The 24395-nt window shown below is 44.5% G+C and carries 22 protein-coding genes and 1 pseudogene; 10 read left to right on the top strand and 13 right to left on the bottom strand.

Going from position 1 to position 24395, the window contains the following annotated elements:
• Positions 1-72 precede the first annotated feature (72 nt).
• The 9 genes and pseudogenes from CWM47_RS03040 to CWM47_RS03000 all read right to left on the bottom strand — a co-directional run bounded on the left by CWM47_RS03040 (position 73) and on the right by CWM47_RS03000 (position 9944).
• Positions 73-663 (bottom strand): hypothetical protein, encoded by a 591-nt coding sequence (locus CWM47_RS03040; RefSeq protein ID WP_100986302.1) that lies wholly within the window; start codon positions 661-663, stop codon positions 73-75.
• Positions 664-677: 14 nt separating this feature from the next.
• Entirely contained in the window at positions 678-1415 is a 738-nt protein-coding gene (locus CWM47_RS03035; RefSeq protein ID WP_100986301.1) for a hypothetical protein, read from the bottom strand.
• A gap of 308 nt (positions 1416-1723) precedes the next feature.
• Positions 1724-3151 (bottom strand): hypothetical protein, encoded by a 1428-nt coding sequence (locus tag CWM47_RS03030; protein WP_100986300.1) that lies wholly within the window; start codon positions 3149-3151, stop codon positions 1724-1726.
• Positions 3152-3353: 202 nt separating this feature from the next.
• Positions 3354-3656, bottom strand: coding sequence for a hypothetical protein (locus tag CWM47_RS03025; protein ID WP_157815886.1), 303 nt, complete (start codon positions 3654-3656; stop codon positions 3354-3356).
• Between the two features lie 102 nt (positions 3657-3758).
• Positions 3759-4240, bottom strand: a pseudogene (locus CWM47_RS40160) (transposase).
• An 11-nt stretch (positions 4241-4251) separates the two neighbouring features.
• Complete coding sequence (locus tag CWM47_RS03015) at positions 4252-4731, bottom strand: helix-turn-helix domain-containing protein (RefSeq protein WP_100986297.1); 480 nt, start codon at positions 4729-4731, stop codon at positions 4252-4254.
• Between the two features lie 40 nt (positions 4732-4771).
• Positions 4772-5188 carry a lysozyme inhibitor LprI family protein gene (locus CWM47_RS03010; RefSeq protein ID WP_100986296.1) on the bottom strand — a complete coding sequence of 139 codons (417 nt, stop codon included), beginning with the start codon at positions 5186-5188 and terminating at the stop codon, positions 4772-4774.
• A gap of 160 nt (positions 5189-5348) precedes the next feature.
• A complete protein-coding gene (locus CWM47_RS03005; protein WP_100986295.1) occupies positions 5349-9188 on the bottom strand; it encodes a hydantoinase B/oxoprolinase family protein in 3840 nt (1279 codons plus the stop codon).
• Positions 9189-9191: 3 nt separating this feature from the next.
• Positions 9192-9944, bottom strand: a complete 753-nt coding sequence (locus CWM47_RS03000; protein WP_100986294.1) for a DeoR/GlpR family DNA-binding transcription regulator — start codon at positions 9942-9944, stop codon at positions 9192-9194.
• A gap of 53 nt (positions 9945-9997) precedes the next feature.
• Between CWM47_RS03000 and nudK the strand changes: the two genes are divergently transcribed.
• On the top strand, positions 9998-10588 hold the full coding sequence (gene nudK, locus CWM47_RS02995) for a GDP-mannose pyrophosphatase NudK (protein ID WP_100986293.1): 591 nt from the start codon (positions 9998-10000) through the stop codon (positions 10586-10588).
• A 47-nt stretch (positions 10589-10635) separates the two neighbouring features.
• Here nudK and CWM47_RS02990 read toward each other — a convergent pair whose 3' ends face one another.
• Positions 10636-11508 carry a diacylglycerol/lipid kinase family protein gene (locus CWM47_RS02990; protein WP_100986292.1) on the bottom strand — a complete coding sequence of 291 codons (873 nt, stop codon included), beginning with the start codon at positions 11506-11508 and terminating at the stop codon, positions 10636-10638.
• Between the two features lie 144 nt (positions 11509-11652).
• Here CWM47_RS02990 and CWM47_RS02985 point away from each other — a divergent pair, with 144 nt between their 5' ends.
• The 6 genes from CWM47_RS02985 (at position 11653) to CWM47_RS02960 (ending at position 18591) form a co-directional block, all read left to right on the top strand.
• On the top strand, positions 11653-12729 hold the full coding sequence (locus tag CWM47_RS02985) for an App1 family protein (RefSeq protein ID WP_100986291.1): 1077 nt from the start codon (positions 11653-11655) through the stop codon (positions 12727-12729).
• Positions 12730-12813: 84 nt separating this feature from the next.
• Complete coding sequence (locus CWM47_RS02980; RefSeq protein WP_100986290.1) at positions 12814-15138, top strand: FdhF/YdeP family oxidoreductase; 2325 nt, start codon at positions 12814-12816, stop codon at positions 15136-15138.
• 396 nt (positions 15139-15534) lie between these two features.
• A complete protein-coding gene (locus CWM47_RS02975; protein ID WP_100986289.1) occupies positions 15535-15951 on the top strand; it encodes a BLUF domain-containing protein in 417 nt (138 codons plus the stop codon).
• A gap of 166 nt (positions 15952-16117) precedes the next feature.
• A complete protein-coding gene (locus CWM47_RS02970; RefSeq protein WP_100986288.1) occupies positions 16118-16396 on the top strand; it encodes a hypothetical protein in 279 nt (92 codons plus the stop codon).
• Between the two features lie 392 nt (positions 16397-16788).
• Positions 16789-17208: a DoxX family protein gene (locus tag CWM47_RS02965; protein WP_100986287.1), complete on the top strand. Its 420-nt coding sequence runs from the start codon at positions 16789-16791 to the stop codon at positions 17206-17208.
• Between the two features lie 138 nt (positions 17209-17346).
• Positions 17347-18591 carry a carboxypeptidase-like regulatory domain-containing protein gene (locus CWM47_RS02960; RefSeq protein ID WP_100986286.1) on the top strand — a complete coding sequence of 415 codons (1245 nt, stop codon included), beginning with the start codon at positions 17347-17349 and terminating at the stop codon, positions 18589-18591.
• A gap of 325 nt (positions 18592-18916) precedes the next feature.
• Here CWM47_RS02960 and CWM47_RS37960 read toward each other — a convergent pair whose 3' ends face one another.
• The 3 genes from CWM47_RS37960 to CWM47_RS02950 all read right to left on the bottom strand — a co-directional run bounded on the left by CWM47_RS37960 (position 18917) and on the right by CWM47_RS02950 (position 21143).
• Positions 18917-19219, bottom strand: a complete 303-nt coding sequence (locus CWM47_RS37960) for a hypothetical protein (RefSeq protein ID WP_157815884.1) — start codon at positions 19217-19219, stop codon at positions 18917-18919.
• Between the two features lie 387 nt (positions 19220-19606).
• Positions 19607-20221 carry a class I SAM-dependent methyltransferase gene (locus tag CWM47_RS02955; protein WP_240625682.1) on the bottom strand — a complete coding sequence of 205 codons (615 nt, stop codon included), beginning with the start codon at positions 20219-20221 and terminating at the stop codon, positions 19607-19609.
• 154 nt (positions 20222-20375) lie between these two features.
• Positions 20376-21143, bottom strand: coding sequence for a class I SAM-dependent methyltransferase (locus CWM47_RS02950; protein WP_100986285.1), 768 nt, complete (start codon positions 21141-21143; stop codon positions 20376-20378).
• A 159-nt stretch (positions 21144-21302) separates the two neighbouring features.
• On the opposite strand from CWM47_RS02950, the gene CWM47_RS02945 reads away from it, so the two are divergent.
• The 3 genes from CWM47_RS02945 to CWM47_RS02935 all read left to right on the top strand — a co-directional run bounded on the left by CWM47_RS02945 (position 21303) and on the right by CWM47_RS02935 (position 24383).
• Positions 21303-22769 (top strand): GWxTD domain-containing protein, encoded by a 1467-nt coding sequence (locus CWM47_RS02945; RefSeq protein WP_100993708.1) that lies wholly within the window; start codon positions 21303-21305, stop codon positions 22767-22769.
• Positions 22742-23572: a 23S rRNA (guanosine(2251)-2'-O)-methyltransferase RlmB gene (gene rlmB / locus CWM47_RS02940; RefSeq protein WP_206170599.1), complete on the top strand. Its 831-nt coding sequence runs from the start codon at positions 22742-22744 to the stop codon at positions 23570-23572. The genes CWM47_RS02945 and rlmB overlap by 28 nt, the downstream gene beginning before the upstream one ends.
• A 340-nt stretch (positions 23573-23912) precedes the next feature.
• Complete coding sequence (locus tag CWM47_RS02935; protein WP_100986283.1) at positions 23913-24383, top strand: DUF3244 domain-containing protein; 471 nt, start codon at positions 23913-23915, stop codon at positions 24381-24383.
• Positions 24384-24395 lie beyond the last annotated feature (12 nt).

The raw sequence follows: 24395 nt of genomic DNA, 5'->3' as shown, positions 1-24395 counted from the left end.
TAAAAGTATTTAAATCATCAAATCTAATGACTGTAATCAGATTTGATGCCTATTTGTATAAAACTGTAGAATTTAAACTTCAATAAACTCGAAATTTGCATTTTCATACATCATCGTTTTATTAATATCGCCTTGAATATAATCAACAACACTATATATAATATTCAGACTTAAACCATAGGTGGTAATATAACCATCAATTTCTAGATACGAGCCTTTTTCTATTCTGAAACGAGCATTTACATTTTTTCCATTCAAATTGTAAGAAGTTATGTCGGGCGAATCTTTATTAAACTCTTGATTTGATATATTGGTAAATATTTCACGATCACCAACCCCTCCTAATTCGAGTATAGCATCATACTCAGCTTTAATGACTTTTTCTGTATTAAATACTAAAACTAAAGAAATACATTTAATACATTCTCCTGTAATCTTCTTGCTGAATGTCCATAAATAGATTCCGTTCTTTTTTACATCATACATTTTTCCAATAACTAAATCTAGATTCTCATCAATTATAGCTGTATTAATAGGAGTTTGAAGCTTTAATCTCGGCAAATCATTTTTATGATTTGATTCTTTTGAGATGTTGTAAGCTAACCTTAGAATAACAATAATTACTAAGAAGCCAATATAAAAAAAATATAAATTCATGCTCATTAGTTAATTATTAGTTATGACTCACAAATATCAGGTACTTCTAATTCTAGCACTGAATGAATATTTTTAATGGTTCTAGCTAATTTATGAACTTGCCAAAAATCCGAAACTTCTACATATACCTCTGAAAGTGGATTTTCATATAAAAAACAAAAAATTACAAAAGGATAAGCTGATTTTTTAAATAAGGAGTTTAATTCTATGGAATATGACTTTAAGCGTTCATTAATAAATGAAGCTAAGTCATTTCGAACTAAGGGTATTCTTTTACAAACTTCAATATCTCGTAGTGTCTTGATCGCTGGTGTATATATGTCGATTTTCTGATTAGTAGGGGTATCTTTTTTTAGAACTCGTCCCTTAGCTTTGATTTTATTTAACGCAAATATTAAATCTATATCAGTACTTGCAGCTATAGTACTTTTTGCAAATGCTGTGGTACTTAGTATTGTTACATTATCTATTATAGAATTGCAGAGAATTTCAAAGTAAAAATCTATTATTTTTTGGCTATTTAATACACTTTTTTCCTTTAATACTTTATAAATTAAAATAGCTAATAATATATCACTTTCAATATGATGTTCTATTTTACTGTTATTGAATATATCTATATTGTAAAGACGATTAGGTGCTAGTGACTCTTCAAATTTATCTTCTCCATCCTTAAATAAAACAGAACGCATTCTTTCTGTAAGTTGCCAAAGAGACTTAGCTTTTTTCTCATATGTTATATTGTTGATATGAGCCATTTTTTAGTATGGTAAAAAAGAAAAACACGTAGAACGTCACTTGTTTGCCAGCCGAGGCCCTGAGAAGCCTACAAAGCAAAACGAAGCAACGTCTACGTGTGACCGTAGACGTTGAGACTTCGCTTCCCTGCTCTGTTTGAAATTTCTCAGGTTTCGGCTGGCAGGATGAAAAGCTCAACGCTAATAATATGATATATTGTTATAAGTCGTTTTTAGGGCATTTAAGACACTATATGTTGTTGTTGAGCAAATATATGCATTTTATTGACATAGCATGCTGTGATAGCTTTAAATGCTATCACAGCATGCTATGATATTATATTATTGACCCAATATTCTTTCTTAAAATGTGGTTTCATTCCAACTGCATTATATAGCTCCTCATTCATGATTGCTTCAATGTATCCTTCATTACCAATTGTTGTGCAAATAGAATCGTGAATTGTAAATATGGGTAGATCGGGTCGCTCATTCGTTATTCGAGTACAAATTTTATTCAAAACTAATTCGGATTCAATACTTTGTAATAAAATAGCTAGCGTATTGTATTGACGAGACTTTATTATATTGAAAATATTATATACAGTTGGAAACAATGAGCTGAATGAATCACGTTGCAGCTTGAAGTACTTATTCTGATCATTAGGATTAGCAAAAAATACTGTCATACACATTTCCTTGATCTCTTTTCTTGATAATTTACTTTTATCTTGACTTTGTGAGCGTTTGGTAAGCTCCTGCATGTATTCATAAAACTTCCCTGATTGAACTAAATCTAGGTATAATAAAATGTCTGGTATTTGCTTATCATCTGTTGATTTCACTAGCATAGGGAAGGGGCCACCCCCAGAACATAGAGAAGTAAAAGAAGAAGATAAATTAAATTGCTTTATTATTCGTATTAATGGGTTTATCTCCTTTATTAGGTTTGAAGGAAGATTGAACAAATTGATTCTACAATCATCCGCAACTGGTTCATAAAAATGATGATTCAATAAAGACCCTGCTAAATAGGGTTGAGAGTTACTAATATCTATTGACACTAATGGATGTCCTTTATAGGACAAATAAGACCTTAATTCACTCTTCAGATTGGTAAGGCATGTGTGAAAGCGATGGCCACAATTGTCTACTGCGTAAAGAAAATTCTTATTAGAAATTCGACTAACCATACTATTCCTAGCTGCATATCGAATATTAGCCATTTCGGTTGATCCTCTATCACTCTCAACATCCTGTATATATAAGCCTTCTAAATATTGAACTGCCGCAGTAGCATTAATTTCCAAACCTTCAAACCAGCCTGTAAGATTTGGATACAGTTCAAATGCATTAGCGTTTCGCTGCTTGGTGATTTGTTTGATTCGACTGAGAAGTTTAGGTGCTGTGATACGTTCCTCCTTCAGTTTAGTACGATAAACGGATGTAAGACGATAACCTTTTGACTTAACCTTAGGCAAATAGTAGTTATCACACTCTAAGATTCCGGTATTTAATAGATAACGAAAATACTCGTCATAATTCCAAACTGTTTTCTGAAGAGTGATTGCATGTATTGGTACGTATGGTATTTCATTTGTTTCAAATAATTCATTGTTCCATGAAGGAAGCTCTAAAATTAGATCTATGATGTATTTAAAGGTGTCAATACTATAACTGAAACGGGGAGGATTTTGTAATATAAGTTCCTTTAAGTCCAAATTAATAGGAATACAAATTGATTTACTAATGTTCATAACTATTATAAAGTTACGAAAAATATATGAAATATGCAAGAATATTTTATACTTATTTTATAGTCAACATAAGTTATGCGATACTTATCATTAGCTATTATTTCTCTTTTGTGATTGCATATACATCTTTTGGTAAGCAATCAAGTTTCCATCCATATCTATAGCATGTATGGATGGATGGACAAAAATTAAACTAGAAAATCTATTGATCTTTGGTAGCTAAGAAGGCGTGTATATCCTCGAAGTCCTCATCGTCCTCATTATATTCATTGAGCGCATCAAAGTCTATGTCATCAATCGTAAACAAAGGTTTATTCCCCTTGTCTTGCTGCGTGGCGTAATGCTTACTCAACTCTATACCCACAATTGACTTACCACAATTAGTATGTCCTTCATCTATTAATTGTTTAGAAATTGGTATTAGGGCCATACCAGTCGCTTTAAGCTCAATCGCTCGCGGAAGCCACTCCTTTTGATTAAGTGATTGTCTTTTTGAAGATAACATACTCACAGGCATACGCGCGTCAGTATTAGTAAACACTAGATTATCATTAAATTTTAGAATGTACGTTTGATCTTTAATTGCTGTAGGTAAGTAATTAAGTAATCACGCAGAATTAAACTTCACTTTATTTCGATTCACTAACCCGTCAAAACAGATCCGATATTCTTGACCAAATAAACGAATGATAGCAAAAACGGCCTTTTTCAGACGACTCCATGAACTGTAATGGAGCTTCTGCAACCACCGATACTTTAGGAACCGCCACAGAATTTCGATCGGATTCAGGTGCGGACTGTAAGTCGGCAAAAAGAATAGGTACATGTCCTGCTCTTCCCAGTTGGCCTGTTGGTCGTAAACAGCCTGACAGCGATGAATTGGACCATTATCCAATAATACACCGTCAAATGATTGTCTAGTCGCATCAAGCCAAACAGATTCAGGCGCTTACTCTTTGTACGGCACATAATCTGCACCTGATGCCCCTTCTTTTGCCAACCGTAAGGTACATAGGGTTGAAGAGTAATGCCCGTTTCGTCCGCAAAGTATAGCTCGATCAGTCCACACACCCACAGGGTTAGGAGCATTTGCCACCGACTTAGCCCATCAGCATAAGCTTGGGCATTTTGTTTGGGTTTGGTTGTACGTCGGATGCGTCGCCAGTGGTAGTCATTTTTTTTAGAAATCGTTTCACTGTATCACGGCTCATGGACTGGCCTAAAGCCGTTTGTAGATCGGCTTTAATCCGCTCGGCATCCTGATAATGAGCCGTAACGGCTCGACTCAAGGCTTGCTGATGAAGGCTGTTGGTCAAGTTCAGAATGGGTTTTCTGCCTTGCCCTTTTTGGCGCATGAGCCCGACCAAACCCAGTTCTTGCCAGGCAGAAAGCCACTTGCCAACCGAATGCTGGGAGACTTCGGTGTGGCCTGCTACCTCTTTGGCCGAGAAGCCTTTATGACTCCAAAGTAATGCTTGACAAGCCCGTCTAAACTCGTACTTAGGGTGGTTTTTGATGGCTTCCTGTAAAGTAAGTTTCTCGGTGTCAGACAAGGAGATGCAGCGTTTTGGTCGGCTCATACTGCAAGTTAATAAATGAAAGTTAAATTTGCGTGATTACTTAGTCCTTCGTTTTTACGGATCCTGCACAGGTGTCACCCTCCTCAATACCCGTTAGCCAGATGGTTAACGTTTTGGTTCGCTGTTGGGTGAGTTCGGTACGGTAGCTTGACTCACAAAAGGACTGCATACTGCCATAATACCCGGTCGGTCGGTCGGAGTACTTCATTTTTACGTCGGCATCCCGAAACTGAACCCAGATTCGTTGCGCTGTTTTTAAGTTTTTTATGAATTCCTTATCTGTGCTGTATTGCTTCAAAATCTTCTGATAAACTACATTGAAGGCTTTATCAGCCTGTTGAAATGTCTGCGCCTGAGCACTGTTCATTGCTGACTGTGTTTGGCCAAGCGAAATGGTAGTGAACGTCAAAAAAAGACAGACAGTGAGAATCTTATGTAGTTTAAAAAGTACTTTCATGTGAGTATGGATAAAAAATTAGTTATAACTAATGGACTTATAAATACGCGGTGCTCGTGCTTGGATGGTCGGTCGTAGCGTTGGACGTTTCGTCTGCACAGCTGAAGGCTAAAAAAGTAATCTTAATTTAGCCTACGGCTGTGCGGACGAGACGTCCACGCTACGCTAGTTTGCCAGCACCCCCACCCCCCGGCGTTTCTATTCGGATGCGTTCGCCTGTTTGCATGGCTCTGGTGAAAATACCGGGTAGCGTTTCTTCATGACCATCAACATGAACCAAGGTTTGCTGACCCACTGCTCCCGGCTCACCACCATCCAGCCCATAGGGAGCAACCACCCGGTGCTGACTGAGAAGTGTGGCCTGAACTGGCTCCAGAAACTCTATTTCGCGCACAATGCCATCACCCCCGCGCCACTGTCCGGCTCCGCCAGAACCACTGCGGATGCTGAACTCATGCAGCCGCACCGGGTAGCGACGTTCCAATTCTTCGGGGTCAGTGAGTTTCGTATTGGTCATGTGCTGATGCACTGCCGAGCGGCCATTGGCACCCATTGTTGCCCCTGCACCACCGCCTATTGTTTCGTAATAACCGAAGCTCGTTGAATTCACGGCCGATCTGCCGAACAGAAAATTATTCATCGTTCCCTGGCTACAGGCTGCCAGCCCGAGTGCTTTCAACAAGGTATCGACCAGCCGCTGACTCACTTCCGTATTGCCTCCCACAACAGCCGGGCAGGCAGACGTGTCCTCCGGGAAAATTGGGTTTAGGAAGGACGATTCGGGTAAAATCAGATCAACAGGAGCCATTAGGCCCTCATTCAGAGGAATTTCTTTTCCGCACCAGAGCCGAAGCACATACAGCACCGCACTATAGAGAATCGACACGTTTGCGTTTAAATTATTGGGATGAACGCCCGACGTTCCCGAAAAATCAATCGTCAATCGGCTATTTGAAATCGAAAGGTTTACGCGAATCGTATGACCATCGTCAAGGGATTCTTCAGCAGAAAACGTTTGGCCGTTGAGCGGTTTCAATACCGATAGAATGGCCTCATTGGCTGACTGCTGCAACCTCGCCATGTAATGCTTCACGGTTGATAAACCATGTTGACGAGCGAGTGAACGAAGGGCAGTTTCGCCTGCTTTTAGCGATGCCAGCGCAGCCTCAATATCGGCCTGGTTTTCGACCAGAGCGCGGGTCGGGTAGGGGGCATCGGTGAAATAAGTGGATAGCCCAACGTTGTTTTCCGTACTTTTCCATAAAAATTCACCAGCTTTTACGACATACATCGGTTCCAGTACGACGCCTTCTTCCACAAGCGAAACGGCGTCGGGGGGCATTGATCCTGGCACTTTACCGCCAATTTCGGCGTGGTGTGCCCGGTTGATGACATAGCCGATCAACTGGGGATCTTTACCCATTTCTTCTTTCGTAAAAACACCGCTAAGCAAGGTCACGTCCGGTAAATGAGAACCCCCATATTTCGGGTGATTGGTGATCACGACGTCACCCGGCCCGATGGCTATTTTAGCCAGAACCAGCCGTGCACAAACGCCCAGACTACCAAGATGGACGGGGATGTGGGGTGCATTGGCGACCAGCTCGGCGTTGGCATCGAGCAGCGCACAGGAGAAATCGAGCCGCTCTTTCACATTCACCGAAAAGGCGGTGCGTTGTAACTGAGCACCCATCTCCTCAGCAATAGCCCGGAATCGCTGCGTGAATAGTTCGAGTTGAATGACCTCGTTCGCCTGCGTTTCGCCCACTTCCTCGATATCAGCAATATAATCCACCAGAGCGTTTTTGTTCGCCTGTACGACCAGCCGCCAGCCGGGTTCAATGAAGGCCGACGAGGTTGTATTCAGGAGTAAAGCGGGGCCACGAAAGGTATCGCCTTCCTGCATTTGTGTCCAGTCGTAAACCGGATAAGCATCTGTTTCAAATGCGGGTACCGCGTGTCGGTGGCTTACTGGTGAATCACTTAGGGGCAATTCGTCGGAAAATGTACTCACCAGCACGCGTATACTTTCAACCTCGATAGAACGCGGTTGACCATTGGCATCGCTGGGAAAATGACCGTAGAGGTGTTTGTACGTTTGCTCGAAATCCTCCGCTAACCGATTACTAAACGGCACATCAATAGTCGCTTCCTGACCCGACAGGCGCAGAAATACAGAGACGGATTTGGTCTTGATGGAAATGCCTTCGTCAACATCCTGCCGAAGATTTGTGGTGGCCGAGTCTATTAAAGTTTGGCGTATATCGGCAAGTTTACCGTCAATTACCGATAAAGGCTGTAAAATTGTTTGGGCGGCCATCCGCTCAATTTGCGCCTGGCCGATGCCATACGCACTTAACAACCCGCCATCGAAGGGCAGCAAGAGCCGTTCCATGCCCAGCAATCGGGCAATGGCGCATCCATGCAGACCACCGGCACCACCAAAGACAAGCAGGGTATATTCCTTTGGATCGAACCCACGCGCTACCGAAATTTTCCGGATTGCCCCCGCCATAATCTCGTTGGCGATATGCTCGAAGCCGCGCAACACGTCAATTGGTGAAGCAATCGCACCTGTCGATTCGATTTGCGTTACGATTTCCGTCAAAGCTGTCTTGGCTTCCTTTGGGAAAATAGGAATGCCAAACTGTTTCGGGTGAAGTTTGCCCAGCAGCAAATTGACGTCGGTGATGGTTAACCGTGGTTTGCCAGTGGCGGTATTTTTAGCGCCATAACAGGCCGGGCCCGGACTTGCCCCCGCACTGTGCGGACCAACCCGTAATTGCTTGCCATCGAACCAGCAGATCGACCCACCCCCGGCCGCAACGGTTTCAATGGCGAGTGATGGGAGTTGCAAATCGAAGGGGCCAATTTTCGTAGAGAAACGGTAATCTAGCCCACCGCCGTGGATTCTAGCAACATCAGTACTGGTGCCGCCCATATCGAGGGTTAAGATGCCTGATGTATCCGACAGCATCTTGTTGTCGGTGGTAGCTAACGGCGACAGCAAGATGCTGTCGGATACAGTGACTGCGCCAATTACGCCCCCTGCCGGACCGCTTAATAAGCTGTCTTTCGGTTGGAACAGATCCGCCCGAACCAGTCCGCCCGAACTGGTCATGACGCGTACGGGACTGCCCCCAAGTTGCTGCTGCACATTGTCCAGATACAACCGCATAACGGGTGTCAGGTAAGCATCGACTACTGCGGTTTGCGTGCGCGACACATACTGCGGTGCTGTCGATACGCTGGTTGAGAGGGTAATATAGGCAAACCCGGCTGCGTGTAGAGCCGCATATAACTTCCGTTCATGCGCCGGGTTTCTGTACGCGTTCAGGAGCGAAATGGCTACGGCATCGGGCTTGCTTTGCTGAAGTTGCTCAACCAGGTTCGTTAGGGTTTGGTCTGATAGCGGTTTCAAAATCTGACCATCGGCTGCCATCCGCTCATCGACTTCCAGAACGGAATCATAGAGGACTTCGGCGGGGGGAATGGCTAATTGAAAAAGATCGGGTCGTTGCTGTGTCCCGATTTTGAGTAAGTCTTTAAAGCCTTTTGTTACGAGTAAGGCCACACAACCGCCTTTTCGTTCGAGTAGGGCGTTAGTGCCTTTAGTGGTGCCAAGTCGCATTTCTAAAGGTGGAAATGGCTGGTTTAAGGGCGTTTTCGTTAACAGGCGAGTGGCTAAAACAGGCGCTTCTTCGCCAGTAAATAGCTCGACTGTAACAGTATCGGTGTTGGTTGTGTAAGGCCGGTCGAGCGTGAGGATGCCATCTGAACCTAGTGAAGTGATTAGATATGTCTCTCCCGTGCCGATGACACGGAGTTGATAGCCATCGAAAATGGGGGCACTAAGCCAGGGAGCAATGAGTTTTCCATTTATCAACTGTCCACGCAGTCGGCTACTGCTCAGAACTTTGGCGCGGTTTATGGTGCCATCAGGGTATTGGGCAAGGCCATCCGTAAAGGTGCCACCGGTATCAATCCAGATTTGGTACATGGGTTAATTAATCAGCGTGATACCCGCCTGTCGATAAGCCGCTATTACATCCGGCTTGGCTTCTTTATCGGTAATTAATATATCAAACAGGCTTAGGGGCGCAAAATAGAGGTATTTGTTGGTTTCTAATTTCGAGGAATCGCAGAGAAGGTAAACTTTATCTGTTTGAAGGGCAATGGCCATAGCTATACTAGCTTCCTTTTCGCTGTTTGCACTCAGGCCGTGTTCAAGAGAAATACCATCAACACCCATAAACGCCCGGTTGGCCCGGTAGCGGGCTATGTGTTCTTCGGCCATTAAACCGTGAATCGCCTGTCGTTCTTTATCAACTTCGCCACCCACCAAATTGACAGTTACCTCAGACGACATCAACTCAGCTACCACCGGCAGCGAGTTCGTGATAACGGTTATGCGCTTGTTGCGGATGAACTGACACAGTCTAAACAAGGTACTGCCGCAGTCCATAAAAATAATGTCGCCTTCCTGAATCTCCTGGGCGGCCAGTTGGCAGATGTAATCCTTTCGTTCGGCATTGACAGCTGCTTTGTTTTCAAACCGGAATTGGTCGGTTGCCAGGCTCACTTTCATGGCGCCACCGCGCGTCCGGAAAAGTAACCCAGAAGCGGCCAGTTGTACTAAATCGCGCCGGACGGTCATCTCTGATGTTTGTAGAATTTCGGCAAGTTCATGCACGTCAACAGAACCCTGCTCATCGACCGTTTGTAAAATAATCTGCTTCCTGTGTTGGAAATTCATGAGAATTAAGTTCTTTTGCTCAAAAATAAACAAATTTAAACAATATCGAACAAATGTTTTCTGAATATACCGAACGTGTAGAAATAACGGAAGAGAAATTACTGTCGAACAATTGGTACGTCCTCAAGCGGTTTACGTTCAACTATCTGGGTAAAAATGGCGAATGGACGAGCCAGCAACGTGAAGCTTACGACCGAGGAAACGGCGCAACGATTTTGCTGCACAATCCTAAAACAGATACAGTTATCCTGACAAGACAATTTCGCCTGCCCACTTTTGTGAATGGGAATCCAACGGGTATGTTGATCGAAACCTGCGCGGGTCTGCTGGATGACGAAGACCCCGATGATGCCATTCGGCGGGAAACGGAAGAGGAAACCGGCTACCGGATTCAATCGGTAGAAAAAGTAATGGAAGCGTATATGAGTCCCGGCTCGGTTACAGAAAAGTTATTTTTCTATGTAGCCGAATACTCCGCAGATACCGAACGCCATGTCGGGGGCGGTATCGACGAAGAAGAAATTGACATCCTGGAACTGTCTGTTCGTCAGGCAATGGCGATGATTGACCGGGGCGAAATTATGGACGGCAAAACGATCATGCTATTGCAGTATTTGAGATTGAGGCAGTTGGCGCACCCTTGAGAACCTGTTACCGTTGGAACGGAGTTGCCTGGTTATGAGGAAACATATCACTTTTCCTCAGGAACCAGGATTTGTACCGCCCCTGGCTTGACCTCGGCTTTCAAGGTTGTAATCCGTCCACGATATTCGCCATCTACCTGAAAATAGGCTCGGCGGTGCGTCTCAATTGTTACGGATGTAGCCGGATAAATTTCAATTTTCCGGGGGTCAAAGGGTCGGTACCGCCAGAAAAGTTTAATGATTTCCCAAAAAGATAAGCGCCTGAAAATCACGACTTCGAATTGGCCATCGAAAGGGTTTCCCTCGGGATTAATAACGGCCCCTGTGCCATACATCCGGGCATTTGCCAGCACAACCATAAACGCAACACGCTGTACGCACTCATCGCCTACAGTAATTGATATACGCATTAATCGCCGTTTATGTAGCACTTTCACGACCCCCCGCAGGTAGCCTAACTTGCCCCGCAAATTATTTCGCTCATAATACCTGACCAGTTGCGCATTAAGTCCTATATCGCTCAGATGTAAACAAATGTCCCCCTCATTGATGGAGATAATGTCTGTTGCTCTGGGAACGCCATCGGTCAGCAAAGCCAGACTGCCTTCCACGTCGGGGGGGATACCCAGTTCGCGAGCCATGCCATTGGCCGAACCTGCCGGTAATACACCAAGTGGAATAGTTGTGTTCAGGAGGGCAGTTGCCACGAGTTTAATCGTTCCGTCGCCCCCAACAGCCACTACACGGTCGGGTTTGTGTTCCTCAATTTGCTGCCGAATCGTAGTATCATCTGTTTTGCCGTTGAGGTGGAACAGATGAATGACATGAGGTGTGTCTGCAAAGTGATTGCGGATACCCTCTTCCCAACTAGTTTTATCATTGCCACCCGAAACTGGGTTAATTGCAAATAAAAATATCAACTTATGAGTGAATTACAGGTTAATAGGTACCGAGTAAGCGTTTGTCGGCAAAGACATTAGCAATGCTATTAACTAACACTGTCTGAGCACCAAAAACAACGAATATCTTACTAACTACGAATCAAAAGGTAAGTTTCAAGTAATATGAAGGAGTTTGGTCAACCCCCTTTTCCCGATGAGCGAAAAATAAGCCTGAAGGCTAAGGTGAAGTTCTATTTTTTGAAATTCCTGCGACTGACAGACAGGCCAGTGGTGAAAGTTTATCGTGGTTTTGGGAACGATGAACACCTAAAAGTGTATGGGCATGTTTTTCGCCGGAGTGCCCTGCCCCGGCGAAAATACCGGGATATTGATTTTGTCAATCTGCTGGCTGTCATTCGCCTGTTTTTGGTGCGCCCTTATGCAAAAGCGTTGGTTCGGGTACGGTATGGAGAGCAGGTGATGGAGGTTCTTGCTGATAACGATGGATGTTTTCAGGTCGAATTGCCGCTGGCTAGCTCATTGTCGCCCGGATGGCATCGGGTGCTTGTTCAACTTATATCGCAAACCCTTACACCCGAAGCGGTATTGGCTGAGGGCGAAGGCCATGTGCTGATACCACACCCAACGCGGTACATGTGTATATCAGATATTGATGATACTTTCCTGGTTTCACATTCGGCCACGATTACGAAACGACTCCTGGTTTTACTGACCGAAAACGCCCACAGCCGCATGCCCTTCGACGGCGTTGTTGCGCATTATAAAATGCTTGCCGAAGCCGATAATGGGTTGCATGTGTCCAATCCGTTTTTCTACGTGTCGAGTAGTGAATGGAATCTGTATGATTACATTCTGGAGTTCTCGCAAAAAAATGGGCTTCCCGATGGCGTATACCGCCTGAGCAAACTTAAGCGATTGTCGCAAGTGCTGAAAACGGGCAAAGGGAAGCACCATACGAAGTTCGACCGGATTGTGCAGATTATTGACACCTACCCAACTCGTCAGTTTATTTTGCTTGGCGACGATTCGCAGGAAGATCCGATCATTTATGAGTCTATTGTCCGGCAATATTCTCAACAAATCCGGTGTGTATATATACGGCAAATTCACATCGAACATAAAGTCCGAACGCAGAGTTTAATGGCACAAATAGAGGAACAGGGAGTTGCTTCCTGCTACTTCGTTCATAGTGCCGACGCCCGGAAACATTCAATTGCTATTGGGCTGGTGGGCAGATGACAAGACCGAAACAGGTTCCGGCTGTTTCTTTATAACGATAACGTCGAGTTAAATGAAACAGCCGGAACCTGTTTTTGCCTGCCTATGAACCAGAATACGCCCCCGGAACAACTGACCGGCAAACTCGAAGTCGACGAACCTTATACAGAAGCTGCTGGCTTGCCCGCTATCCTTAAATCGTTTAAGCAAGTTCTTCAGGGGACAGATGCCGCTCGCGGTTGGAAAGCACTGATCAATATGAATCAGAAGGATGGATTCGACTGTCCCTCCTGTGCCTGGCCTGACCCGGATGGCCACCGCTCCCGAATTGCTGAATACTGCGAAAGCGGAGCCAAAGCTGTTGCCGATGAAGTAATGACCAGTCATACCGCATCACCGGTTTTGTTCCAACGCTATTCGGTAAATGAGTTGCTCCAGAAGCCTGATCTATGGCTGAGTCAGCAGGGGCGACTCACGCAGCCGCTGATCCTGAAACCCGGCGAGATACATTATGAGCCTATTTCGTGGGACGATGCCTTTCAGCTTATTGCCAACCAGCTCAACGCGCTGGATTCGCCCGACGAAGCCATTTTTTATACCTCTGGCCGAACTAGCAACGAAGCCGCTTTCCTGTATCAGTTATTCGTCCGGATGTTTGGCACAAACAACATGCCCGACTGTTCGAATATGTGCCACGAATCGACCAGCGTGGCCCTTGCTGAATCGATTGGGTTGGGAAAGGCATCGGTCAAATATGAAGACTATGAAAAGGCCGATGTGATCATGATTATGGGGCAGAATCCCGGTACCAACTCCCCCCGCATGTTAACGCCTTTAGAAGAAGCTAAACGGAATGGGGCCAAGATCATTGCCGTAAATCCGTTGCATGAAGCGGGCCTACTGGCCTTTAGGGACCCCCAAAGTCCTCGCGATATGCTGTTCGGGGCTCAGAAAATGACGGATGTATTTTTGCAGGTGCGCATCAACTCCGATCTCGCGCTTGTGAAAGCCATGTGCAAAATACTGCTGGAAGAGGAGACCAAGAACCCCGGCAAGGTGCTGGATCAGTCGTTCATTCAGCAATACACATCCGGCTATGACGCATTTGTAAAAAGTCTGGATCAGTTTGAACTAAACGACCTGGCGGCTCAATGCGGCCTGACGGTTGCTCAGATTCGGGAAGCGGTCGATTTGTTCAAATTTACGCCCAAGTTGATTATTTGCTGGGCAATGGGCCTGACCCAGCACCGCAATTCTGTCGAAACGATCAATGAGGTTATTAATTTACTCTTGCTCAAAGGCAGTATTGGCATTGAAGGGGGAGGAGCCAGTCCTATTCGCGGGCACAGCAACGTACAGGGCGATCGTACGATGGGTGTCTGGGAAAAACCTAAACCGGAGTTTCTTGATTCCCTTAAAAAAGTGTTCAACTTCGAGCCACCCCGCAACCATGGGTTTGACGCAGTGGCCGCCGTAAAGGCCATGCATGAGGGAAAGGCAAAGGTGTTTTTTGGCCTGGGTGGTAATTTTGCTATGGCCGTTTCGGATACAAATTATACCGCCGATGCGCTGAAGAATTGTAAACTAACGGTACATGTATCGACCAAGCTAAACCGAAGCCATCTGCATCATGGCGAAACGGCGCTGATTCTGCCCTGCCTGGGTCGCACCGACCGCGACATACAAGCCACCGGCGTTCAGTTTGTGAGTTGTGAGAGTACCACGGGTGTTGTCGCCCAGTCGCATGGGGTTGTAGACTCCGTGTCTAACAGCCTGAAAAGCGAAATTGCAATTATTGGTGGACTAGCAAAAGTAACCCTGGGTGTCAAAGCTGATCGTGTAGATTGGGATAGTCTTGTTGCCAAGTACGATCGCATCCGCGACCTTATCGAACAGACAATACCGGGTTTCGACAACTACAACGAGCAGGTGCGCAAACCGGGCGGATTTTATATTCCCAACGGGCCGCGCGTTCGGGAGTTCAAGACGAACGACGGCAAGGCGCATTTTACACTAAACACGCCCAACCATCACGATCTGGAAACCGGCGAATTGCTGTTGATGACCATTCGGAGTCATGACCAGTTCAATACAACCGTGTATGGAAATGACGACCGCTATCGAGGTGTTTACAATGAACGGCGGGTGGTATTTATGCACCCGAACGATGTAGCCAATCTGGGCTTTAAAGAAAAACAGGTCGTGGATCTGCACAGTCACTACAACGGAAAACAGCGTACGGCTCATAAATTCATTATCGTTCCGTACGATATTCCGGTCGGTTGTGCGGCTGCCTACTTCCCCGAAACAAACGTGCTGGTGCCCATTGATTCGATAGCCGAAAAAAGCAACACGCCCACCTCAAAGTCGATTGTCATTCGAGTAACCCCGGCAGTAATGGAGGATTCCAGGCAAACTGTTGATCAATAACGAAAAGCAGCTTGAGTACTAAAACATGTGTGAGAACAAGGAAGCATCCGGACAGCTTGACTAGTTGGAGTTTAAGATTAGTAAATGATGAAACGATAAGTTTATAAAAATTTGTCAATGTGTTTAGAAATCAACGATTAGGTTGTTACTATTATAAATAAAATAACTTTAAGTGACCAAAGGATAAATTAATTATAGAGCAAAGAGCTTTAATTTTTATCTATTTGAAGAATTTAATCTTGTTTTACGTATAAATACATTCGTTACAGGCACATACATATTGTGTTTGGCTTGATTATATATGACGCTAGTCATACTATTGTCTGATGGCCATCACGTTAACATGGCAGGGGTGGCGATATTTTTGGTCTATCAATCACCCGATAAAGCAGCCTGATGGACTATTGCATTGTTTACCTCAGTTCGTTTCTAGTGCACAATGACGAGTTGCTCCATATCATGCATGAAAGCAAAAAAAACAATCGGGCGTTGGGCATTACCGGTGTTTTACTATACTTCAATGGTAGTGTCATTGAGGTATTGGAAGGGAAGGAAGAAAACGTGAAAAATGCTTATGAAACCATTAGCCGGGATAGTCGACACAAGCACTTGATTCAGCTGTACGCCAATCCAGTCAAAAAAAGGTATTTCCCGGATTGGTTTATGGGGTATAAAACGTCAACAACGATTCAGTTTGACCACTTGAAAAAGCTGATTCCGTTTAATGATAATCCATCGTTACAGATACCCCATAAAGACAATATAATACTGGCACTGGTACAGCTTTTTTATAAAAATAATTACCGAAACTAATACGAAGCCAATACCGCCTGGCTATTCACTCAGCAGGCATTATCTACCTGACAGAAACACTGGCATTTAAAAGTTTTCAACAGACTGAATCGGTTCGTGATTTGGTCAGACGATACCCTATTATCCGTACATGTAACAAGTTTTAACCTTTTAACATTTTGTCGTGATGAACATGTCTCAGTTCAACCAATTTTCTATCCCAGAAAAAGTCGTACTAATCCCAATTAAAGGGCGTTTTGTGGCAGAACGACTAAGTATGGGCCATCTTTTCAGGCTCTATTACTGGGGCGACCACTTTGTTGAGATTTATTATAGCTGGCCTGCTGGCCGGGGCGAAGGAGCACAGTGGGAGCCCTATTACGTAGGTTCGTTTACCGATGGGGCTGGCTGTTCAGACCGGTTAATGATGTATGTGGATCATATCAAATTAAGCGATTTGTCATAAGTAGGTTTAGTGTTTATACTGTTCATTTTAAGGTAGTTACCAGATAGCTGTTTTTGTTTTTTTACCGTGCTTATACTGTTCTTGTGCTTTCCTTAATTCATATCTAAATTATACTGACGATAAGAGTTAGCCATCTGGTAAGTAGTCTGGTTAGTTTTTCATAGTAGTTGCCTTGTACCGTACCCGCTTATTGCCTATAGGTAAGCGGGTACGGGTATTTTTTGCCCGGCCGTGTCTATACATGTCTCTGGAAAATGTCGTAAATCACCCCGTATATTGCCTTGTTTATACCTCATTAATGTTCGTTAAGAGCGGTAAATTTGTTCTGTTCGTTCACTAACTGCTTGATTTATTACGGCAAAAATTAGTCTGTAACCCCTACCAATGAAACCATGAAAAAGATAAACGTCTGGTACTGGATCTTCACGGGTCTATTTGCTTTCGCTATGCTGGGATCGGCCATACCCGATATTATGGTTGTTCCGATGGCGGTTCAGGGATTCAGGGAAATGGGGTATCCAACCTATCTGATTCCATTTATGGGCATTGCCAAACTGCTGGGTGTATTTGCCATACTGATTCCGGGATATCCACGCATTAAGGAGTGGGCGTATGCGGGCTTATTTTTCGATTTGCTGGGCGCAACCTATTCCGTCTACAGCATCGGCAAAGCCCCCAGCGACTGGCTACCCATGCTGGTTATCATTCTTGTTGGCGCTGGCTCGTATGTCTTTTATCATAAAAAGCTGGCAGCCAAAGCTGCATTAGACCAACCAAATGCTTCGGTAAACACACCTATTCGATCTCTGTAAAGAAAGAAAGTACCTGCCAGATTCGCAAACCGCTCGTGAATACATGCAAACCGTGGCTATAGAGCTAATTTGCATGTATTCACGAGCGGTTTTGTAACTTTATATAAAGATAGTAAAGTAAGAAATCGATTTTCGTGAATGGACATTCAACCTCAATCGAATGCAAGTGTTGTTCTGTTGGTCTTATTGATTTTTCTTTTAATAAATCAATCAAGTACATATGCCCAAACGGATTATGTTTTTCAAGGCAAGGTTGTGGATGCAAAAACTGAGCAGCCTTTATCTTATATTACTCTTTCAATGGCTGATGGGCAGATTAGTAGTGAAACAAATAAAAACGGTTATTTCATCTTGAAGGTACCTGAACACCTGAAGAAGGATACACTTTATTTAAGGGCCCTGAATTATCAACTAGCTCAACAACCTTTAACAGAATTAGCTCCTGTCAATTCTATTATTCGACTTAACGCTATTCCCTCCGAAAGCCAAGTTTCAACAGTTGATCAATATTTTAGCGGTGCCCACTCCTTCCAGGCAAGAGACACGCTTTTGAAAGCTATTGCACTCATTGCAAAAAATTATACTGACAGCCCAACTTTACTTCACGGCTTTTACCGAGAGATTATTGAAAAGTTACAGCCTAGTTTTTGTGTCTCCTACACAGAAGGGATAATTGATGTTTATAAACCGTCTTATTATTTTACCAAAAAAGACGATCAGATACACTTCGTCAAAGGTCGCAGAAAGCCACTATATACATTTACGATTCCTGTTTTGACTCCCGGGCCCTGGGCCAGTAATATGCTTGATATAGTTAAATATCAAGAATTTTTGTTTCGCCATGGTAAGCTAAATCAAGATTATATCTTTAATCTGGTAGGAAAAACGATAATTGGCGATCAGCCTGTCTATATTATTGATTTTAATCCCCGTTCTCACCAGGTAAGTAGTGGATTTTTTGCAGGTAAGCTATTCTTAACGACTAACGGCCTGGCGATAATTAGAAGTGAATATAGGTTAACAGAGCAAGGCCTTAACTTAATAAATAGGAGCAGTAACGCTCAGGTATATTCAACCAATTTGAAAGGGCGCTCCTATACAGCCACTTATACTAAATTTGGCGATCGTTGGTCTTTTCAAAGTGGCAGCATTACGAATAACTTCACAGACGTAGCAACTATTTCCTCGTTCGAATCTCGAATTGATTTCGTTGTTACCCATCGTCAATCAGATAATATTCAGCCATTTAAAGCAAAAGACCAAGCAGTATATAACAGATTGCCCATGCAGTCTTTTGACAGGAATAGCGATGAGTTTTTGAGGGGAGAAAACTATTTAATGCCAGTTCTTCCTTATCCGTCCCTAATTGAGAGCAACAAGTAATGGCTAGATTCAAGGCAAATGTTATATAAATTAAATAGAGTTTTAACTATATGATTTATAATTAACATAGGATTGGATTTACCCCGACGAAAATTTTGCTATTCTGTATCTATTTACCAAAATAACAACTAATCCCGACAAAGCCCCCGGCGACTGGACACCCATGCTGGTTGGTGCTGGCTCGTATGTCTTTTACTACAAAAAGCTGGCGGTCAAAGCTGCATTAGACCAACCAAATACTTCGATAAGCATAACCACTCGATCTCTGTAAAGAAAGTACCTGTTAGATTAGCAAACCGCTCGTTGATATATGTAAACTGAGAGTTCACCGGCTTCTTATTGAGGTAATTTGAATTCGATTTGTCGATTCAGACTCACACCCCTCTTCTGGTTGCTTATAGCGAATCCAAACCTTTGTATTTGGATTGTTGAAAGGGCTGGCCACACGATTGGTGAAGTATTGTTTACCACCGATTTGAACCCGATATCCTTGACAACAACCGCAATAAACTGTTTGTCCTAGTTGAAGATCAATAATGGTAGCAGGGACTTCTTGCCCAGGGTTAAAAGTATCTTTATGACAACTCAAAAAAGGAGTAAGTATGAGCAGAAGTAATATGCTTTTCACGGTCAATTGAGTTTATACTTGATAGATTCAATCAACCTTATTTTGGTTGGAAGGTCAGAAAATTTCCTGTTGTATAAGTAGTAATTACGTCAATTAAGTACAGCAGATTAGTTGAACTTTAATATGTTGACTGTAATTTTGAACCCGGCAAAAATTCAACTATTCTACTCTCGTTCACCAAAAAAATAACTCATCCAAGCTAATTCCCCAGCGACTGGCTACCCATGCTGGTACTCACTCTGGTTGGTGCTGGCTCGTACGTCTTTTACTACAAAAAATCTCATAGTTTACGTAAATTCAGATAAACCAACATCTCAGCTTACAGCATCAGATAACAGTCATAGCTGCGCATAGAAAAGTAGTCCTCGGGATCGAAGCTATATAACGCTATTTTTTCAGTAAAAAGAAGGTGTGCCCGCCGTTACCCTCATCGACAAAGTGGCTGTCAATAACGGTGAAACCTGCCTCTTTAAACCAGTACGTATAGGTTGCCGCATCTGTATGACTCCAGTACATAAGTGTGCCGGGTTCAATCCAGTCAGCCTCTGTACCAGTCCACTTGTCAGCGCCAAGGATACAAAGAAAGTAACCCTCTGGCTTAAGCCATTGATAGATGGCGTTAACCAAAGCTGGCTGTTCGGCTACGGGTAGATGAATGATGGAGTATAAAGCGATAACTCCGCCAAACGAATGGTCAGGAAACCGAAGGGTTGCCATATCTGCCACGGCAAAGTTCGCCATTGGAACGTTGACCCGAGCGTGTTCGATCTGAACCGGTGAAATATCGACGCCCAAATAGTTAACATGCTGACTCAGGTAACGAGCCGTTGGGATACCATCGGCACAGCCTAATTCGAGCACACGAGTGCCTGGGGATAAAAGTTGAGCAAAGGCGGTTAACCAGTTGGTATAGCGCTGCGGAACTGCCTGTTCATAATAAGTCCGATAGCGACTACCGAGCTTGTCATACCCAGCTTTTACAATGCGTTTTGGATCATCCAAGGGCTGTAATCTGTCTGTTGTTTGATGCTAGACGACGTCAATTTTGACTCGGCCCCGAATGACATCTTTCAGAAATGCCATTAATTGACCACCTGACTTCTTAAGTTGCGTACTTAACCTTGACTGATTCATGGGTTTTGCTATTAACCTCCACTTACTTCGTCGCTATATAAAAGAAATCCAGGCTTCCGGCGGGGTCTTTGCTCACCAAATAATCGGTGTAGTCGATTTCGGCGGCAATACCGTCGGCTTGCAGAAGTCGGTTGCGGTTCAGGCGGTTCATCAGGTCGTAGGGCACCTGTAGCAAACGGCGGGGAAGACGGTATTGCAGGTTGAAAATATCGAAGCGAGTTAGCTTCTTGACCGATTCCTTATTCTGTTCGTAATAGGTCATCACCTTCTCGTTGCCGTGAATGCCTTTTGTATCAACCTTCGGGAAATACTTTCCCATCAATGATTTTAACCCATCGGCATAATACTCCCGAACGTGCCAGGGATTGCGCGTGAGGGAGAAGGACTTATTAACGGTGGTCAGTAACAGCTTACCACCCGGTTTCAGGACGCGATGCGCTTCTTTAATAAACAGGTCGTCATTTTGAATATGTTCGATGACCTGAAACGTTACGATAAAGTCGAACGTATTGTCGGGTAAGCTACTGAGGGGCGGAATATTGGCCGCTATGAACGTCGAATTCGGGTATTCGGCACTGAGGCTGGTAATTAACTCCTCGTTCTTGTCGATACCCGTATAGTGATTAGCCGCTTTGGTCAGCAATTCAAGTCCCCGGCCCCAGCCACAGCCAATTTCGAGAACGTTGCCGCTTACAAGGATAGCCGCTTCGACATAGGGGAACAAAAGCCGTTGGTGAACAGGGTTATCCGATGCGATTTCGGCGGAGGTAATTTCAGTTGTCTTATACATGCGTTTGCAATTCAGTTGGCAAAATTACTCTTTTGCAGTAAGTAAAGAAAAATGAACAGCTCCGGTAAGCCAAAAGAGGGCTTTTTTTCGTTATTAAAAGCAACCAAACCTATAGGGTTTTTAAAACCTCACAGGTTTATAGATTTTACATCGTTGTTTATGCGTATTCTATCTGCTTTACTTTTTATTTGTTTCGTAGTTGCCTGTTCGACCGCAAAAAAAACGCAGCAGGCTCGTGCCAATGCGGCCTATGATGCCCGCACAGAAGCCCAGCGAAATCAGGCTAGTCGGCCAGCTGTTCGCCCCGACGATGCGCAGCGCAGTAACGCCACACCATCCCGAGACGATACCCGGCGCAACGATACCCGCCCGACTGTTGGCGTGGGACAAGCTCCCGCGCCCGTTAAAGTCATGACAGATGGCCCGGCCCTGGGTACAACCCCTGCCGTATCGGCCAAAACAGCCGGCGAGTGGGTGGTGACCTCAATTAAAGGCAAATTTCTGGCCGCCGATACCACCAGCGTTCGGGTGTATATGGACATAACTGCCAAGACGCCATCGGGCGATAACATGGTTAGTCCAACCGATTTTTCGGAACATTTCATGATTGCCTATGTCATGTATCCCGACTACAACAACCGCGAACGGTTGGGCTACGGAACCGTACCCCTTAATGCCCAGACAATAGGTACACAGGGCGATCACCTAACACTAACATTCGACGTAAAACGGCCTAAAGATGCGCCTAACGCGGTTCTGCTCACTGAAATTACCGAAACCACCAATGGGACAAAAGCGCGTAACGATCTGTCACTGCGATTCAAGGGCACAAAGTTGAGCGACCGGTACACGCTGTTTGATAAAAATGGGAAACAGCCGGAACTGCGTAATTATGTGAATGTGAACGACACGGTTGTTATTCGTGATGTAAATGGCACCAGCAAGAAACTGTTCGGCTTTCGGTACCGCCACGATTTCGAAGCGGCTTCGTCGCCCATGAACACCGCGCCACGCCCGGCGTCGAAATCACTGACGGAAGATTCGACCCTCACCATCATGACGAATCAGCCATTTGTTATACCGCACGAAGGGCTTTATTATTTCCTGGAAGATACAACCGATGCGTCCGGGATTGGCCTGGTCGTAACAGATAAACGCTTCCCTAAATTAACCCGCCCCGAAAAATTGATAAAGCCGGTATTGTATGTGAGCACCAGTACCGAAATTGGCGAGTTGAATCAGGCTCAGGATGTCAAAAAGGCCTTTGATCGCTACTGGCTGAGTTTAATGTCGGGTAATGAAGAGGTAGCCCGAAAAACCCTGAAAGCGTATTTCGACCGGGTCGAAGAAGCCAACCGCCTATTTACGAGTTATAAAGAAGGCTGGAAAACCGATAAGGGCATGATCTATATTGTGCTTGGTGCCCCAGACAGGGTGCAGCGGAACCGGGAGCGCGAAGTGTGGGTTTATAATCGCCGGGCCAATGTCTCGGAAGTAAACTTTACCTTTACAAAAAAACCGAATCAATTTGTCGAGGATCATTACGAACTGGTGCGCTTCATTGAGTATCAGCCTGTTTGGTACCCGATTGTCGAAGCATGGAGAACCGGAACAATTCGCGAGTAAATCGCCCAACTAATTCCCGTCCTGGTGGGCATCGGCCCGGTGGGTCAAAACCACAGTTCCGGCCAGAACCTGAGGAGATGGTGTTTGGTATTCAGTCAGTTATCGAGACGCTTAAGTCCGACCAGCAGATTGATAAACTATATATGGAGAAGGGGCTGAGCAATCCCGATATCCAGAATCTTGCCTTTCAAAAACGTGTCACTATTCAGCGCGTACCCGTCGAGCGTCTTGACCGGTTTACGCGTAAAAATCACCAGGGTGTCGTTTGCCTCATTGCCCAGGTACAGTATGTCAAACTGTCGAATGTAATTGCCGATGTATTTGAGCGGGGCGAACAACCGTTTTTTCTGCTACTCGACCGCATTACCGATGTTCGGAACTTCGGGGCTATTGCCCGCACGGCAGAATGTACGGGCATTCAATGTATTGTTATTCCCGGTCGGGGGGCTGCGGCCATTAACTCCGACGCCATGAAAACGTCGTCCGGTGCACTAAACCATATTTCGGTTTGCCGCGAACCGGATCTGACCGAAACGGTAAAATATTTACAACAGTCAGGCATTACGGTAGTAGCCTGTACCGAAAAATCAGCTCGTGATCTCTACGAACGCACCACCGATTTGACTGGCCCAATGGCAATTATTATGGGATCGGAAGAAGACGGTATCTCGCCCGAATTGCTCAAGATGGTCGATACGCACGTTAAAATTCCGCTTTTAGGCGCTGTCGGTTCGTTGAACGTATCAGTGGCAACAGGCGTGATTTTGTACGAAGCGGTACGCCAGCGGAGTGCCATTGGGTAGTGGTTGTATGGTGTACTGGTAGAATAGTAGTTTTGAGAACCCGCCGAATAGACGAGTTTTCCGGTTGGCTATAACGAACGACTTTAGGTTAATAAGTGCAAAAGGCACCAGATATCAGTCTGGTGCTTTTTGCATTTTAGACCAACTTTTTTTTGCGTAGAAATACGCTTTTTTGATTTCATTGTTATCCTGTCTAGCTATTGGGTCGACTAACTATTTTGTAAAAGAAAAGGTAGCCTACGTTTTCAAAAGTCAGCTACATTCTGTTTTTACATATTGAATCAACCATCATCCGACACAAAGCCGGATGAATTCTATCCACATCTTAATTACTAGTACAATGAAAGCAAATCGCTTATTTCCAGGCTACGGCACTTTATTCGTGCTAGCTATTTCTCTATTATCTTCTGCTGTAGGCAAGGCGCAGACCGTTACCTCGCAACAGACTCCAGCCGAATTGTCATCTGGCTTTGAAGCTGTCGTCTTTCCACTGTCAACTCGTCCATCCACCATCAAAGTTATTTTTAATAACCCAACTGGAGGGGCAGTTCAAGTGATGATCAAGGATCAGGAAGGCAATGTTTTCTATGACGAATCGGAGAGCATCACGCAATACCGTCGGAGTTTTGACCTGACTCCATTACCGGAAGGAAACTACACGGTGGTACTTAAAAAACACAAGGAGAATTTTACACAGGAATTTGCGATCAAGCAGCCTGTTATTGTCCAAAGTCAGATTGCTCTGGTAAATCCACCAACCCAGAAAAAATTTGATAAACGGGCTGATAAGAAGCTAATCGTCAGCCAGTAACAATCTTTTTTT

It is taken from the genome of Spirosoma pollinicola (assembly GCF_002831565.1).
GTDB lineage: Bacteria > Bacteroidota > Bacteroidia > Cytophagales > Spirosomataceae > Spirosoma > Spirosoma pollinicola.
This window is presented reverse-complemented; position numbering and strand designations above follow the sequence as displayed.

What these genes read in the sequence shown, in the direction of transcription:
- CWM47_RS02965 (WP_100986287.1), top strand. Translation starts at nt 16,789, where the DNA reads ATGAAAAAGATAAACGTCTGGTACTGGATCTTCACGGGTCTATTTGCT.
- CWM47_RS03035 (WP_100986301.1), bottom strand. Translation starts at nt 1,415, where the DNA reads ATGGCTCATATCAACAATATAACATATGAGAAAAAAGCTAAGTCTCTT.
- CWM47_RS03025 (WP_157815886.1), bottom strand. Translation starts at nt 3,656, where the DNA reads ATGTTATCTTCAAAAAGACAATCACTTAATCAAAAGGAGTGGCTTCCG.
- CWM47_RS02935 (WP_100986283.1), top strand. Translation starts at nt 23,913, where the DNA reads ATGAAAGCAAATCGCTTATTTCCAGGCTACGGCACTTTATTCGTGCTA.
- CWM47_RS03000 (WP_100986294.1), bottom strand. Translation starts at nt 9,944, where the DNA reads ATGAATTTCCAACACAGGAAGCAGATTATTTTACAAACGGTCGATGAG.
- CWM47_RS03030 (WP_100986300.1), bottom strand. Translation starts at nt 3,151, where the DNA reads ATGAACATTAGTAAATCAATTTGTATTCCTATTAATTTGGACTTAAAG.
- CWM47_RS03040 (WP_100986302.1), bottom strand. Translation starts at nt 663, where the DNA reads ATGAGCATGAATTTATATTTTTTTTATATTGGCTTCTTAGTAATTATT.
- CWM47_RS02985 (WP_100986291.1), top strand. Translation starts at nt 11,653, where the DNA reads ATGAAGGAGTTTGGTCAACCCCCTTTTCCCGATGAGCGAAAAATAAGC.
- CWM47_RS02970 (WP_100986288.1), top strand. Translation starts at nt 16,118, where the DNA reads ATGAACATGTCTCAGTTCAACCAATTTTCTATCCCAGAAAAAGTCGTA.
- CWM47_RS02980 (WP_100986290.1), top strand. Translation starts at nt 12,814, where the DNA reads ATGAACCAGAATACGCCCCCGGAACAACTGACCGGCAAACTCGAAGTC.
- CWM47_RS03005 (WP_100986295.1), bottom strand. Translation starts at nt 9,188, where the DNA reads ATGTACCAAATCTGGATTGATACCGGTGGCACCTTTACGGATGGCCTT.
- CWM47_RS03015 (WP_100986297.1), bottom strand. Translation starts at nt 4,731, where the DNA reads ATGAGCCGACCAAAACGCTGCATCTCCTTGTCTGACACCGAGAAACTT.
- CWM47_RS02960 (WP_100986286.1), top strand. Translation starts at nt 17,347, where the DNA reads ATGGACATTCAACCTCAATCGAATGCAAGTGTTGTTCTGTTGGTCTTA.
- rlmB (WP_206170599.1), top strand. Translation starts at nt 22,742, where the DNA reads ATGGAGAACCGGAACAATTCGCGAGTAAATCGCCCAACTAATTCCCGT.
- CWM47_RS03010 (WP_100986296.1), bottom strand. Translation starts at nt 5,188, where the DNA reads ATGAAAGTACTTTTTAAACTACATAAGATTCTCACTGTCTGTCTTTTT.
- CWM47_RS02975 (WP_100986289.1), top strand. Translation starts at nt 15,535, where the DNA reads ATGGACTATTGCATTGTTTACCTCAGTTCGTTTCTAGTGCACAATGAC.
- CWM47_RS02950 (WP_100986285.1), bottom strand. Translation starts at nt 21,143, where the DNA reads ATGTATAAGACAACTGAAATTACCTCCGCCGAAATCGCATCGGATAAC.
- CWM47_RS02945 (WP_100993708.1), top strand. Translation starts at nt 21,303, where the DNA reads ATGCGTATTCTATCTGCTTTACTTTTTATTTGTTTCGTAGTTGCCTGT.
- nudK (WP_100986293.1), top strand. Translation starts at nt 9,998, where the DNA reads ATGTTTTCTGAATATACCGAACGTGTAGAAATAACGGAAGAGAAATTA.